We start from the raw sequence: 14797 nt of genomic DNA, 5'->3' as shown, positions 1-14797 counted from the left end.
GCACAGCCGCGCCTTCAAGGGCGATATTGCCCGCAACAATGATTTGTTGGCATTGCGGCTGAGACCGCCCTATTCGGCATAATGGTGTCGGATCGCTGAGCCAGTGCTGGATCCTAGGACGGGCAATGGTTGTTGTTACGATCCGTAGCCTCTTTGAGGCGCCGCGTTCCGGTGCCATATGAAGGTGGCTGGCGGAATGTACGCATTGCAGGAGAGTTGGTTCATGACCAAAGGTTCGGATCTGTTCGTTGCGGCCCTCGAGAACGAAGGGGTCGAGCGGATCTTCGGCATTCCGGGCGAGGAAAATCTCGACATCGTCGAATCGATCCGGCGCTCGTCGATCCAACTGATCCTGACCCGCCACGAGCAGGCGGCCGCCTTCATGGCCGCCACCTATGGCAGGCTCACCGGCAAGGCAGGTGTCTGCATCACCACGCTTGGCCCCGGCGCGCTCAATCTGACAACCGGCTCGGCCTATGCGCTGCTCGGCGCGATGCCGATGATCATGATCACCGGCCAGAAGGGCATCCTGTCGTCCCGGCAGGCGCGCTTCCAGATCGTCGACATCGTCGCGGCGATGAAGCCGCTCACCAAGCTGTCGCGCCAGATCGTCTCGCCGAAGATGATCCCGTCACTGGTGCGCGAAGCCTTTCGCGTCGCCCAGGAAGAGCGTCCCGGCCCCGTGCATCTGGAATTGCCTGAAGACATTGCCGCTGCGGAATGTGAGCCGGTCGCGCTTGTGCCGACGCATCCGGTCGAGCTGCCCCTGGCCAGTGCGACCGCGCTCGATCGTGCCGCCCGCATGATCATGGAAGCCAAGCGTCCGCTGCTGATGTTCGGCGCGGCGGCGTCGCGGCCACGCGTCACCCCCGATGTCGCCCAGTTCGTCCTGCGCACGCAAATTCCCTATTTCACCACGCAGATGGGCAAGGGCACCGTGCCGGGCGGAACCGAGCTCTACATGGGAACGGCGGCACTTTCGGAACGCGACTATGTACACGAGGCCATCGAGCAGGCCGATCTGATCATCACCATCGGCCACGACACGGTCGAGAAGCCGCCTTTCATCATGGGCGCCAAGGGGCCGACGGTCATCCATGTCGGCTATCACTCCGCCGATGTCGAGCAGGTCTATTTCCCGCAGGCCGAGATCGTCGGCGACCTCGGCCCATCCCTGGCGCTGTTGGCGGACCGTATCGAGGGCAAGATCCCCAATGCGCAGGCCCTGCTGCCGCTGCGGGAAGGCATTTTGAGCCGGATCGCCGCGCGCGCCACCGAAGACCGTTTCACGCCGCAGCGTATCGTGCACGACGTGCGTGCTGTGATGCCGGCGGACGGGATCCTCGCCCTCGACAACGGCATGTACAAGATCTGGTTTGCGCGCAACTACCGCACGCGCATGGCAAACACGCTGCTGCTCGACAACGCGCTCGCCACCATGGGCGCGGGCCTGCCGTCGGCCATGATGGCGGCACTGCTCTATCCCCAGCGCCGTGTCATGGCCATCTGCGGCGACGGCGGCTTCATGATGAACAGCCAGGAACTGGAGACCGCCGTCAGGCTCAAGCTCAACCTCGTCGTCCTGCTGTTGGAAGACCATGCCTACGGGATGATCCGATGGAAGCAGGCGGTCGATGAATTTCCGGATTTCGGCATGACCTTCGGCAATCCCGATTTCGTCAAATACGCAGAGGCCTATGGCGCCAAGGGGACCAGGGTTGACGCGATTGCCGCATTGCGGCCGGCGCTGGAGCAGGCCTTCGCCGGCGGCGGCGTACATCTCGTCGTTGTGCCGATCGACTATTCCGAAAACACCAGGGTGCTCGTCGACGAACTGCGCGAGCGGCTGCCGGCGCCGCAGACGCCCTGACGGCAGCGGCAACGCCGCCGTCAGGATTGCCTGGAGACGCAGCCGAAACTCCTACACCTTGCAGTAGGGCGTTACCGGCGCGATGGTGCCGAAATCCTTGACGATCTCGTAGCCGATGCCATCCGCCGCCGCCTTGCCGACATAGGAGTGGCAGAGCGTGTGGTTGTTGGTCGCGTCGACGCGGATCTTGCCTTGCGGCGCGTCGAACTCGATCGTCGGCAATGCGGCCAGCACATCGTCGTCCTTCAGTGATCCGGCCTTCTCGGCGGCCAGCGCGTAGAGATGCAGGCCGTTGTAGCCGGCTTCGCCGATGCCGTTCACCATCTTCTCCTGGCCGAACTTTTCGCGGAAGCTCGCGATGAACTTCTTGTTGACCGGATTGTCGAGCGCCATCCAGTAGGGCTGCGGCGCGTAGGTGCCGGCCGCCACGCCGGGCGGCAGCGCGTCCTTGTTGAAGACCTCGTCGAGCGGCGCGATCAGCGGCTGCTTGATGTCAAAGGAGCGATACTGCTTGAGCTGGGTGACGGCGTCGTTGCCGACCACCATCGACCAGACGACATCGGGCTTCAGCGACTTGATCTTCTGGAAGGCGGGGCCGAAATCCGTGGTGCCGAACGGATAATAATCGGCGCCGATGATCTTGCCGCCGGCCTTCTCATAGGCCGCGGTGATCGCCTCGGTCATCTTCTGCGGCCAGGCATAGTCCGAAGCCATAACGTAGATCGTCTTGCCGAGGTTCTCGGCCACCCATGGCATCATCGGGTCGACCTGCTGCATCGGGATCGGGCCGGTGGCGACGAAGTAGCGGTTGCATTCGCCGCCCTCGAAATTGGTCGGGTAGAAGAACAGCTTCTTGGCCTTCGAGGTCACCGATAGCGTCGCACTGCGCTCCGGCGAAATGATCGTGCCCATGATCACGTCGACCTTGTCTTCGTTGAGCAGCTTGCGCGCCTTGTCGATCGAGCCCTTGGTCGTGGTCTGGTTGTCTTCGATGAATAACTCGACCTGGCGGCCGCCAATGCCGTTGGCGGCGTTGAGTTCGGCGGCGGCCAGCTTGTAGCAATTGAGCAGCGTCTCGCCGAGGATCGCCTGCAGCCCGGTGATCGGGATCGACAGGCCGACCTTGACGGTGTCGGCGGCGCGCAGGATTGCCGGCGCGCCCACCATGGCGAAGGCGGCCGCAGCGCCGCCGGATTTCAGGATCGTTCTTCTGCTTATCATTGTTGTGTTCCCTTCCAGTCCAGGCGCGCCCCATGCACGCCTTACAAAGCCAACAAATCCTTGAGCAGGGTTTCGTCGGCGAACGCCTCCGGCGCGCCTTCATGCACGATCCTGCCCTTCTCCATCACCAGGCAGCGGTCGGCCGCCTTGAGAACGAGATCGAGATTCTGTTCGACGAGAACGATCGCGATGCCGCGCTCGCGGGCGATGCGCGGCACCAGTTCGGCGATCGACTGTACGATGTTCGGCTGGATGCCTTCCGAGGGCTCGTCGAGCAGCAGTGCCGACGGCAGGCCGCACAGTGCGCGGCCGATCGCCAGCATCTGTTGCTGGCCACCCGAGAGCGTCCCGGCGACCTGGGCTTCGCGTTCGCGCAGGATCGGAAAATAGCCGAAGATGTCGTCTGGAATGCCGCCGGCGCCACGGTCCCCGGCGGCGCGGGTGCCGACTTCGAGGTTCTGTCGCACGGTCAGCTGGTTGAAGATGCCACGCCCTTGCGGCACATGCGCGATGCCGGCTCGCGCCCGGCGGAAGGCGGGTGCATTGGTAAGGTCCTGGTCGCCGAGAACCACCGCGCCGCCGCTCGCCCGCAAGCCGCCAGCGATGACGCGCAGCAGCGTCGTCTTGCCGGCGCCGTTGCGGCCGAGCAGGCCGACGACTTCGCCCGGCGCGACGCTGAGGTCGATGCCGTTGAGCACCGGGAGCAGGCCGTAGCCGGCCGAGACGGCAAGTGTCCGCAGCATGGTCAGCGCCTCCCCAGATAGACGTCGCGGACCATTTCGTCGGTCTCGATGTCATGGAAAGGACCGCTGCGCAGCCGGCGCCCCTGATGCAGCACCAGCGTCTCGCAGTTCAGCGCCCGCACAAAGCGGATATCGTGCTCGACCGCGACGATCGAGAACTCGCCCTTCAGCCGCAGCAGCATCTCGGCGGTTGCCAGCGTCTCCTGCGGCGTCATGCCGGCGGTCGGCTCATCGAGCAGCAGCAGTTTTGGTTCGATCGCCAGCGCCATGCCGATCTCCAGCCATTGCTTCTGGCCATGCGCGAGTTCGCCGGCCAACGTGGCGGCGCGGTTACCGAGCGCGACCAGCTCCAGCAGGTCACCGACAGGGCGAACCGGCGAGGGCGCGCCCCAGCGCGCCACCTTCAGATTGTCCTCGACCGAGAGGCTCGGGAACACCGACGGGATCTGGAATTTCCGCGCGATGCCGAGCCGGGCGATGCGGTGCAGCGGCAGGCCGGTAATGTCGTGGCCGAGAAACCGCACGCTGCCGCTGGTTGGGCGAAGCGTGCCGGTCAAAACGTTGAGAAACGTGCTCTTGCCGGCGCCGTTCGGCCCGATGATGCAGCAGAGCTCCTTGTCGCGCACCGTGAGATTCAACGCCTCAAGCGCCTGCAGCCCGCCAAAGCGGATGCCGACATTCTCGGCCTGGAGCAAGACGTCGCTCATGACGCGCGCCTCCGGCCCTTGAGCAGGGCCTTCAGCCGCGCGTAGATCGACAGGATGCCATCAGGCAAGACAAAGACGATGACAACGAAGACGCAGCCGAGCAGGAGTGGCCACAGGCTCGGATTGAAGCTGCTGATCGTCTGCTGCGCGCGCTGGATGAAAATCGCGCCGAGAACAGGACCAAGCAGTGTGCCGCGCCCGCCGACCGCCACCCAGACGATGACCTCCGTGGACAGAAGCAGCCCGGAAAGATCGGGTGCCACCAGACCCGCCATGCAGACATAAAGCGCGCCGGCAAGACCGGCGATGGCTGCCGAGAGGACGAAGGTGACGAGCAGTCGCAAGGGTGCGTTGTGACCGAGTGCCGCCGCCCGGACCTCATTGTCCTGGATGGCGGTCAGCACCGTGCCCCAGCGACCGCGGCTGATCGACCACAGAGCCAGCACGACCACGGCGACGATAGCCGCGACGAAGATATAGGAGGGCAGGTCCTGGCTGAGATCGATGTGCAGACCGCCAAGATCGAATTCGATCGGCGGGATGCCGATCAGGCCGCTGTCGCCGCCGGTGACCGAGCTCCAGGACACCGCCGCCTGCTGGCAGATGACGCCCATGGCCAGCGTGACGATGGTGAAATAGCTGCCGCGGATGCCGCCGAAGAACAGGAAGTAGCCGATGATGGCGGCGACGAAGGCAGCACCAGTCACGGCGCCCACGATACCCAGCAGGCTGGCGAAGGGAATGGTGTCGTTGAGCGTGACCAGTGCCATGATGTAGCCGCCGATACCGAAGAAGGCGGCGTGGCCGAAGCAGAGAATGCTGGTACGGCCCCAGAAGAAGTCGAGGCTCGCGGCGAACAGGCCGAAGATCAGCGCGTCGCGGATCACCGTCAGCTGGTAACCGTCGGCGATGAACGGATAGACGATCGTGAGTCCTACGCAGACGGCGAAGACCAGCAGCCAGTTGCGGTCCCGGGTGATCATCGCGCTGCCCCGTTGAACAGTCCGTTGGGCCGCAGCCGGACAGCGACGATGGCCGCGAGCAGCACGGTCGCCTGCGCCAGCGATGGCGATATCTGGTAGTTGAGGACGCTGGTCAGCCCACCGACGAAGACGCTGCCGGCGACCAGGCCGCCGATCGAGCCGACACCGCCGACGATGACGACGAAGAAGGCGTTGGCGAGATAGTTCACCCCCATCTGCGGCAGCACGATCGCCAGCGGCGCGACCAGCCCGCCGGCAAGCCCGGCGATGGCCGCGCCGAAAGTGAAGGCGATGGCGTAGGTGCGCCGCGTGTTGATGCCGACGCCCTCGGCCATCTCGCGGTTCTGGATGACGGTGCGGATATCGAGGCCAAACGACGTCCGGCTGATCAGCAGGACGACGCCGAGCAAAGTCACCATGGCGATAGCAATCAGGATCAGCCGGTAGGCCGGATAGACGGTGAAAAACAGGTCGAACGTGCCTTCGATCGGCGGTGTCACCGGCTTGGCGCCGAGGCCGAACGTCAGTTCCAGCCCTTGCTGCAGGATCAGGCTGACGCCCCAGGTGGCGAGCACGGTCGAGACCGGGCGCGAATAGAGATGGCGGATGATGGCGAATTCCAGGATGCAGCCGACCACCGCGCCGGCGATGGGCGCCGCTGCGAGACCCAGCCAGAACGAGCCGCCCATGCTCTGGACGAAATAGACCGCGAAGGCGCCGACGGTGACGAACTCGCCATGCGCCAGATTGGTCACGTTCATCAGGCCGAAGCTGATCGCCAGCCCGAGCCCGACCAGCATCAGGATGCTGATCAGCGTCAGTGCGTTGAGGAGCGTGGTGACGACAAAATCCATCGCGTCAGGCCGCGCTGGCAAGGCGTTGGCGCAGGCCGGCGAGCAAGGCTTCGGCGGCGTCGATCACATCAGCCTGATGCGGCTGCAGATCCTGCCCGGCCCATTCGTCGATATGGTCCGACAGCGGGTCGACCACCTCGGTGCGATGATTGGCCAGCGTCTCGATGACGGCATGGCCGCAGAACGGCACATAGCCCTCGGAGTAGCCGCCTTCATGGGTCATCATCAGGCGTCCCTGCGACGTCTCGGCGGCCAGCGCCACCATGCGCGCGGCGAGGCGCCGGAAGCATTCGCTGTTCAGCATCATGCGGCCGAGCGGATCGAAGCCAGACGCATCGAAGCCGGAAGCGACGATGACGAGATCGGGCTTGAAGGCGCGCAGTGCGGGGGCGACGACGCGGTCGAAGGTCGATTCGTAGGCACCTGTGCCGCTGCCGGCCGGCAGCGGGATGTTGATGTTGTAGCCTTCGCCGGCGTCCTTGCCGTTGTCGGCCAGTGCGCCGCGGCCGGTCGGGTAGAGATTGTCCTGGTGCACGGAAATCGTCAGCACCGACGGGTCGGAATAGAAGATCGTCTCGGTGCCGTTGCCGTGATGCACGTCCCAGTCGACTATCGCGGCGCGGCCAAGCAGGCCTTCGTGCTGCAGCCGGCGCACGGAGACGCCGATGTTGGAGAAAAGGCAGTTGCCCAACGCCTGGTCGGGTTCGGCATGGTGCCCGGGCGGCCGCGCCAGCGCGTAGGCGTTGTCGACGCGGCCGGTCAGCACGGCGCGCATGGCGGCATAGGTGGTGCCGGCCGACAGCAGGGCGATGTCGAAACTGTTGAGGCCGATCGGCGCCTGCGGTCCGGCGAAACCGGAACCCCGCTCGCTGAGCATCCTGATATCGTCGACGTGGCGTTGCGTATGCACGCGCAGCAGGTCCTCGACCGAGACCGGCTCGGGGATAATCGGCACCAGGTGGCGCGACAGGCCGCTGACCTGGATAAGGTTGTTCAACCGGCGCTTCGAGCCGGGCGATTCCAGATGGCGGCCGGGCTCCACGAAACGGCCGGGAGGCATCATGTCGGCGCTGGAGCCGGTGTCATGCCACATCAGCTGTTCGTGAAAAACGTAACCTGTCGCCATAAGCAGCGTCCTCTGAAATCCAGAGGAGGCTTAGCAGGGTAACGATCTCATGGCCCGACCCGAAAGAGGGGGTGTGCCAGATGCCTATGCCCCTCCTTTCGGAGGGGGGCGGAAGTTCGCGGCGGCCTGCGCGGCGCGCACGGCCTGGACGCGGTTCGATACCGAGAGCTTGCCGAAAATGTTCTTCAAATGCCATTTCACCGTCGTCTCGCTAACCGACAGCGCCACCGCGATATCCCTGTTGGACAGGCCTTCCGACAGGCAGAGCAGCAGCTCGGACTCGCGCTGGGTCAGATGTTCCTTCTCGGCTGGTGCGGCGGGCTTGCGTGTCGCGACAGGCATCGTCTGCGCGGCATCGATGATGCGCGTCGCATAGGCCGAAAGGGCGGGGTCGGTCTTTGCCTGAGCGGCGCGCAGCCGCAGCAGCCCTTCGACAACAGGCCTGCCCTCATCGACGAAGGAGCGGATGAAACCTGAAGGCTGGGCAAGGCGTAGCGCTTCAAGGAGATGGCGATCGGCCTCGCGCTGGTCCGGGCCGGCATTCTTGGCGCGTAGGATCAGCGCCAGTATGTGGCGGCGCATGCGCCCGCTGCTTTTCGTTCGCTCCAGCAGCGTGTCGAAAAGCGCCGCGGCGGCCGCGTAGGATTTCTCCGCCGTCAACAGCCGGCCTTCGGCGAAGAACTCGAATTCGTTGGCGACAGTGGGGGCGGGTTCAGCGCTTTCGCGGCGATGCTCGCTCAGCAGGGCGCGTGCCTCGGCGACGCGGTTCTGGTCGATGAGCAGCCGGATGCGATCATGCACCAGCACCGAAGCGAGGCGACGGTAGACGGAGCCGCGCACACGCTGGTAGACGCGTTCCAGCATATCCAATGCCGCGTCACCGCGACCGGTCAGCTGCAGCACACGGGCATAGGTCGGTACGCTGGCCAGGGGATAGACGATGACCGCGGCGCCCTCGATCAGCGGCCCGAGATTCTCGACCAGCGTCAGCGCCTCGCCGGATGCGTTGGTCTCGTAGGCGAGTTCGGCGAGCAGCGTTCCGGCGAGCGCCTCGGCATAGGAGTTTGCCCCGATCCGCGTCCTGGCCTCGATGATGGTGTTGCGCAGCAGCCGCTCGGCGGCGGGCAGGCGGCCGGCCGATCGCTCGATGACTGCCATGTAGCAATTGGCGATGGTGACGCCGAGCAGGCTGCCGCTTCGCTCATGCGCCTTGCGCGCCGCGTCCGCTGCCGCGCGTGCGCCTTCGAGGTCGCCCAGCGCGTAGAGATTGTAGCCGATGACATTGGCGGTCGCACCCTCCATGAACCAGGCATCGGGGGCGATGATGCGCAGGGCGGCCAGCGCGGTATCGCGCGCGGCCTCGAACTGCTCCAGCGTGCTGTGCACGGCGGCTTCGAGGACCACGATCTCTGCCTCGATCGTCGTGCCGGTCAATGTGCCCGGATCCTTGCCGTCGGCCGGCCCGGTCTCGACGAGCTTGCGCGCATTGGCGAGCGTCTGCTGGGCAATCTCGGGCTGGCTTGAGTGCACCGCCAGCCACAACACGACGAGTTGCAGCCGGATGCGCTGGTCGACCAGTTTCTTCGGCAGCAGTGCCAGCAACTGGCGCACATAAAGCAGTTGGCACTGGGCGATGAGTTCGAGCGCATTGTTCTCGACGAACACCGCCGCGCGGGCCTGGTCGCCGGCGGCGAGCGCATGTCCGATCGCCTCGGTCAGCATCTTGCGTTCGCCGAACCATTCGGCGGCGGCCAGATGCAGCGGTGCGATCATCTCCGGTTCACGCCGTTCCATTTCGCGGCTGAGGAAGTCGTGGAACAGATGATGATAGCGGAACCAGCGCCGCTCCTCGTCGAGCGGCACCAGGAACAGATTGCGGGTCTCGATCTCCGTGATATCAGCCTCGGCTTCTGCAGCGCGCATCACCGCCCGGCAGGCCTCGGCGCTGAAGCGCTCGAAGATGGAACTGTGCAGCAGGAATTTCGCCAGCGCCGGCGGCAGCCCGAGGAAGACTTCGCCCATCAAGAAATCGGCGACGTTGCGGTTGGCGCCGGTGAAATTGCCGATAACGGTTTCCGGCGCATGCGCGGCACTGAGCGACAGCGAGGCGAGTTGCAGGCCAGCGGCCCAGCCTTCGGTCCGTGAGCACAAGGTCTCCACCGTGCCGCTGCTGACGCTCAGGCCCAATTTGTCGTTGAAGAAGGCTTCGGCTTCTGACGAGGCGAAGCGCAGATCGTCCGGGCCGATTTCGAAAACATCGCCAAGCACCCTGAGCTTGCCGAGCTGCAGGTCGGGCAGGTTGCGCGAACCGATGACGAAGGCGACGTTGGCGGGCGCCTGCCGGGTCAGCCGCTCCATAAACCGCTTCACCGCCGGCGCTTCGATGGCGTGGAAGTCGTCGAAGAACAGGGTGATGTCGGCGTCGCGCGCCGCAAAACCCGCGACCAGTGCTGCCAGCACCACGTCGAGCTGCGGGATCGGGCTCGACTGGAAGGCAAGGTCGAGCTCGGCCGGGTTCTGGACGAGGTGGCGCAGCGCCCCCACCAGATGCGACAGGAAGGCACCTTCGTCATTGTCCGTCGCTTCGCAGGACAGCCATGCGGTCAACCGTCCGTGGCGCGCGACTTCCGCCGCCCACTGCGCCATCGTCGTCGACTTGCCGAAGCCTGCAGGCGCGGCGAACAGCACGATGCGCGTGTTGATGTGCCGCTCCAGCCTCGACAGGATGTTTTCGCGCCTTACCCACCGGCGATGATGGGGCGATGCCTGGCTGCCGGGTTGCGAAGACGGTTTCATCTGGCGCCGGGCACCCATTCCGTTTCGATCAACGGGATTTGCGGGGCCGCATCGCGCGGCAGGGTTCCCTTGATCCGGGGGTCGTCGGTGATTTCGAAACCGGCCGCATAGGGTTCAAACCCGCAAGCCCGGTAGAAACCGATGACGCTGTGATGATCGATGCTACTGGTGTGCAGCCAGATGCGGCGAGGGCTGAGGCGCCATGCCTGATCAAGCGCGCCGGCCATCAGCCGCTTGCCAAGGCCCCTGCCGGGCAAGGACGGGAACAGGCCGAAATAGGTGATCTCGATCTCATTGTCGTCCGCCACGGAGAATTCGACCATGCCGACATGGTCGCCGCTATCATCATGGCCGTAATAGACATGCTGGCGGGGGTCGGCGAAGTGCGCGGCAACTTCGGCATCCGACATTTCTGCAGCGCGGTCCCACAGCCAGGGAGCGCCGATCTCGAGGAAGATCGCACGGTACGAAGTGCGGTCGGGCTTGGTGATCCGGGTCATGGCCAGCGGCTGGGCGAGACCCGGCACCGGGGCGCGCGCTTCCATCCAGGTCACCGCATTGACGATCTTGCCGGCCGGCACGCGCCGGTAGCCGGACGACAGATCGGTGATTTCATCCGGCAATGCGCCTTCGGTGACCAGCATCTGTCCTCGATCTCTGCCACGCAATTTCGCTGGCATGCGTTAAGCTGATGCCAAGTCTGCGCCCGCCTGCCAAGAGGTTCCCTGGTTGGGCCATCGTTTTGGCCTGACCTGTCTCTTTGGCTTTCCAGGAAATGGCATATGAGATATGATACACCATCCACGGGAAAGCGGAATATCATGCCTGAGCGAATTGCCGACGAAGCCATTTTGCGCGCGGTCGATGACGGCTTCGCGCGGCAAGTCGCGTTCCTGGTGGACCTCGTGCGCTTTCCCTCCCAGCGTGGCGAGGAACACGCCGCGCAATCCTTCATGGCGGCTGCCTATGAAGCGGATGGCTATGCGGTCGATATGTGGCGTGTCGATGTCGATGCGATTCGCGACCTGCCGGGTTTTTCACCCGTGGCGGTTTCCTATGACGATGCCTTCAACGTCGTTGCCACCCACACGCCGCGAAACGCGACCGGCCGCTCGCTGATCCTCAATGGCCATATCGACGTGGTGCCGACGGGACCGCTCGACCGCTGGGTGCGTGATCCCTACGATCCGGCGATCGAGGATGGCTGGATGCATGGCCGCGGCGCCGGCGACATGAAGGCCGGCCTGTCGGCCTGTCTCTATGCACTGACCGCATTGCGCAGCATCGGCTATCAGCCGGCCGCCAACGTGTTCCTGCAATCGGTGGTCGAGGAAGAGTGCACCGGCAATGGCGCGCTCGCTTGCCTGCAGCGCGGCTACCGCGCCGACGCCGCCTTCATCCCGGAACCGCTGGAGCCGAGGCTGATGCGGGCGCAGGTCGGGCCGATCTGGTTCAGGGTCGAGGTCGATGGCGATCCGCAGCACGCGTCGGGCGCTTTCTCGGCCGGCGCCAATGCCATCGAAAAGGCATTCGTCATCATCCAGGCGCTGAAGCAGCTCGAAACCGTCTGGAACGCGCGCAAGGTCGATGACCCGCATTTTTGCGATCATCCGCATCCGATCCGCTTCAACCTCGGCAAGATCGAAGGCGGCGAGTGGACATCGAGCGTTCCGGCGCGCTGTGTGTTCGAGATGCGCGTCGCCACCTATCCCGGCCAGAAGCTCGAGGACGCCAGAGCCGAGCTCGAGGCGTGCATCGCCGATGCGGCGCGCTCCGATCCGTTCCTGGCCAATCGCCCGCCAAAGATGACCTATAACGGCTTCATGGCCGAGGGCTATGTGCTGGAAGGGGCCGACGAGATGGAAGCCGTGCTGCGGCGCAGCCATGTCGCGGTCTGGGGGGAGCCGCTGACGGAACACGTTACCTCGGCGACGACCGATGCGCGTTTCTTCGGCCTTTATGCTGACACGCCGGCGATCGTCTACGGCCCGATCTGCCGCATGCCGCATGGCTATGACGAAGCCGTCGATCTGGAATCGGTGCGCAAGGTCACCCAGACCATCGCGCTGTTCATTGCCGACTGGTGCGGCCTCGAACCGGTCGCTCCCGAGGCAAAATCATGAACGCGGCCGTACCCGATGCTTTCGGTGACACGCTCGCCGAGGGCGCGCCGCACGTTTCGACAGCCGACGCACTCGCCATCTTGCGCCAGCACTACGGGCTCACCGGCACCGCGCGCCCATTGCCTGGTGAACGCGACCACAATTTTCACATCCAGACAGACGGCGAGAGCGAGTTCGTCCTGAAAATCTCCCATCCGGCGGAAGAGCCCGGCTTCACCGATTTCCAGAACAAGGCGCTCGACCATATCCTGGCGGTCGACCCCACTCTGCCGGTTCCCTCGGTACGCAAAAGCCTTCAGGGCGAAGCCCAATTCGCGGTCAGCGTCGGTGGGTCGGCGCCGCGTATCATCCGGCTGGTCACCTATCTGCCCGGCCAGTTGCTTTCGCGCTCGCCGGCATCAACGGCGCAGGATCGCAATCTCGGCATCTTCCTCGCCCGCCTCGGTCGGGCGTTGCGCGGCTTCTTCCATCCGGCCGCCGGCAGCGATCTGCTCTGGGATATCCGCAAAGTCGCCAAGACGCGGCCGATGATGGCGCATATCACTGACGCTGGCCGGCGCGCCATGGTCGAACGTGCGATCGACGCCTTCGAGGAGCATGCGGCGCCGGTCATCCCGAAACTGCGCGCCCAGATCGTCCACAACGACATGAACTCCTACAATGTGGTGATGGACGCTTCGCGGCCGGAAGTCGTGAGCGGCATCCTCGATTTCGGCGATATGATCCATTCGCCGCTGATCTGTGACCTCGCCATAGGCGCCGTCTATCGCTGGCCGGCGGAAGGCCATCCACTGGCACCGGCCGCGCGCTTCGTCGCCGGCTATCAATCGGTGCAGCCGCTCGAGGTCGAAGAGATCGGCATTCTTTTCAATCTGATCCGCGCCCGCCTTGCACTCATCGTGAACATCGCCACCTGGCAAGCGGAGCGATTTCCAGCCAAACGAGACTATGTCCTGCGCCACGGCGCGGAAGTCTGGGCCTCGCTCGAACGGCTGGACGGTCTGTCGTCCACCGATGCCCGCCATTATTTCCTCGACCATTCCAATCCGGAGTAGATGCTCGTGTCCCAGTCCTCGCCAAACCCTGCAAATGCCGACGCGACGGCATCCCAGCGCGCGCTGCTCGAGCGTCGCGCCAGACTGCTTGGCCCGACCTATCGCGCCTTCTACCGCAACCCCATCCATCTGGTGCGCGGCAGCGGCGTCTGGCTCTACGATGCGCAGGGCCGGAAATTCCTCGATGCCTACAACAATGTCGCCTCGGTCGGGCACTGCCATCCGCGCGTCGTCGAGGCCCTGTCGGGGCAGGCCGCCACGCTCAACACGCACACCCGCTATCTGAGCGAGATCATCCTCGACTATGCGGAAAAGCTCCTCGGCACCTGTCCGCCCCATCTCGGACATGCCATGTTCACCTGTACCGGCAGCGAGGCCAATGACCTCGCCATCCGCATCGCCCAGCATTCCAGCGGCGGCACCGGGGTGATCATCACCGACTTCGCCTATCACGGTGCGACGATCGCCACCGCGCAGCTGTCGCCGGCGGCGGTCGGGGCAAAGGGTGTGCCCGCGCACCACCGCACTGTCGCCGCGCCCGACACGTTTCGCGACCATGGCCGAACCGCGCACGATTTTGCCGAAAATGTCTCCGCCGCCATCGACAGCATGCGCGCACAGAATATCCGTCCGGCAGCAATGCTCCTCGACTCGGCTTTTTCCAGCGACGGCATCTTCTTTCCCAACGCTGCAGTGATGCGCGAGGCGGCGGATCACGTCAAAAACGCCGGCGGCATCGTCATCGCCGACGAGGTGCAGTCCGGCTTCGGACGGCTCGGCCAGGGCATGTGGGGCTTCGCCAACTATGGCATCGAGCCCGATATCGTCACGCTGGGCAAGCCGATCGGCGCCGGGCATCCGATGGGAGCCGTGCTCGTGCGGCCGCGACTCGTTGCCTCCTTCGGTTCCAACACTGGCTACTTCAACACCTTCGGCGGCAATCCTGTCGCGGCCGCCGTCGGCATCGCCGTTCTGGACGTGATCGAAGGCGAGGGGCTGATCGAGAATGCTCGCATGGTCGGCGCCTACACGGCTGACCTGTTGAGCGCCCTGCAAAGCCGGCACGGCATGGTCGCCGATGTCAGGCACAATGGCCTCTATTTCGGCGTCGAGTTGTCGGCCGAGGGCGACGCCTCAGTGGCCGCGGCCAAGACGTCAGCGGTTGTCGAAGCCATGCGCGAGGATGGCGTGCTGATCTCATCCTGCAGTCCGCGCGGCAATGTGCTGAAGATCAGGCCGCCTCTGCCGTTTGCCGGGGACAATGCCGAGCAACTGGCCGAGACGCTCGATCGCGCACTGTCGCAATGGTGATCGGAGCG

The 14797-nt window shown here is 64.9% G+C and carries 12 protein-coding genes; 4 read left to right on the top strand and 8 right to left on the bottom strand.

Annotation, left to right across the window (positions count from 1 at the left end; translation table 11 throughout):
• Positions 1-223: 223 nt before the first annotated feature.
• Entirely contained in the window at positions 224-1870 is a 1647-nt protein-coding gene (locus AC56QQ_RS25830) for an acetolactate synthase large subunit (RefSeq protein ID WP_497123879.1), read from the top strand.
• 51 nt (positions 1871-1921) lie between these two features.
• On the opposite strand, the gene AC56QQ_RS25825 is transcribed toward AC56QQ_RS25830, so the two are convergent.
• The 8 genes from AC56QQ_RS25825 to AC56QQ_RS25790 form a co-directional block, all read right to left on the bottom strand.
• Positions 1922-3091 (bottom strand): substrate-binding protein, encoded by a 1170-nt coding sequence (locus AC56QQ_RS25825; protein ID WP_497123878.1) that lies wholly within the window; start codon positions 3089-3091, stop codon positions 1922-1924.
• A 41-nt stretch (positions 3092-3132) separates the two neighbouring features.
• Positions 3133-3834 carry an ABC transporter ATP-binding protein gene (locus tag AC56QQ_RS25820; protein WP_497123877.1) on the bottom strand — a complete coding sequence of 234 codons (702 nt, stop codon included), beginning with the start codon at positions 3832-3834 and terminating at the stop codon, positions 3133-3135.
• Positions 3835-3836: 2 nt separating this feature from the next.
• Entirely contained in the window at positions 3837-4541 is a 705-nt protein-coding gene (locus AC56QQ_RS25815) for an ATP-binding cassette domain-containing protein (protein ID WP_497123876.1), read from the bottom strand.
• On the bottom strand, positions 4538-5524 hold the full coding sequence (locus AC56QQ_RS25810; protein ID WP_497123875.1) for a branched-chain amino acid ABC transporter permease: 987 nt from the start codon (positions 5522-5524) through the stop codon (positions 4538-4540). Before AC56QQ_RS25810 ends, AC56QQ_RS25815 begins: the two co-directional genes overlap by 4 nt.
• Complete coding sequence (urtB, locus tag AC56QQ_RS25805; RefSeq protein WP_497123874.1) at positions 5521-6378, bottom strand: urea ABC transporter permease subunit UrtB; 858 nt, start codon at positions 6376-6378, stop codon at positions 5521-5523. Before urtB ends, AC56QQ_RS25810 begins: the two co-directional genes overlap by 4 nt.
• Before the next feature lie 4 nt (positions 6379-6382).
• Positions 6383-7504 (bottom strand): class II histone deacetylase, encoded by a 1122-nt coding sequence (locus AC56QQ_RS25800; RefSeq protein WP_497123873.1) that lies wholly within the window; start codon positions 7502-7504, stop codon positions 6383-6385.
• An 84-nt stretch (positions 7505-7588) separates the two neighbouring features.
• The gene (locus AC56QQ_RS25795; protein WP_497123872.1) at positions 7589-10300 is read right to left on the bottom strand and encodes a winged helix-turn-helix domain-containing protein; all 2712 of its coding nucleotides are present in this window, start codon (positions 10298-10300) and stop codon (positions 7589-7591) included.
• Positions 10297-10944, bottom strand: coding sequence for a GNAT family N-acetyltransferase (locus AC56QQ_RS25790; protein ID WP_489860190.1), 648 nt, complete (start codon positions 10942-10944; stop codon positions 10297-10299). The genes AC56QQ_RS25795 and AC56QQ_RS25790 overlap by 4 nt, the downstream gene beginning before the upstream one ends.
• Positions 10945-11121: 177 nt before the next feature.
• On the opposite strand from AC56QQ_RS25790, the gene AC56QQ_RS25785 reads away from it, so the two are divergent.
• Genes AC56QQ_RS25785 through AC56QQ_RS25775 form a run of 3 tightly spaced genes read left to right on the top strand, consistent with a single transcriptional unit; the run spans position 11122 to position 14789 of the window.
• Positions 11122-12423 (top strand): ArgE/DapE family deacylase, encoded by a 1302-nt coding sequence (locus AC56QQ_RS25785; RefSeq protein ID WP_497123871.1) that lies wholly within the window; start codon positions 11122-11124, stop codon positions 12421-12423.
• Positions 12420-13478 carry a phosphotransferase gene (locus tag AC56QQ_RS25780; protein ID WP_497123870.1) on the top strand — a complete coding sequence of 353 codons (1059 nt, stop codon included), beginning with the start codon at positions 12420-12422 and terminating at the stop codon, positions 13476-13478. Before AC56QQ_RS25785 ends, AC56QQ_RS25780 begins: the two co-directional genes overlap by 4 nt.
• On the top strand, positions 13479-14789 hold the full coding sequence (locus tag AC56QQ_RS25775; protein WP_497123869.1) for an aspartate aminotransferase family protein: 1311 nt from the start codon (positions 13479-13481) through the stop codon (positions 14787-14789).
• Positions 14790-14797 lie beyond the last annotated feature (8 nt).

Source organism: Mesorhizobium sp. RCAM 05099, assembly GCF_059683685.1.
This window is presented reverse-complemented; position numbering and strand designations above follow the sequence as displayed.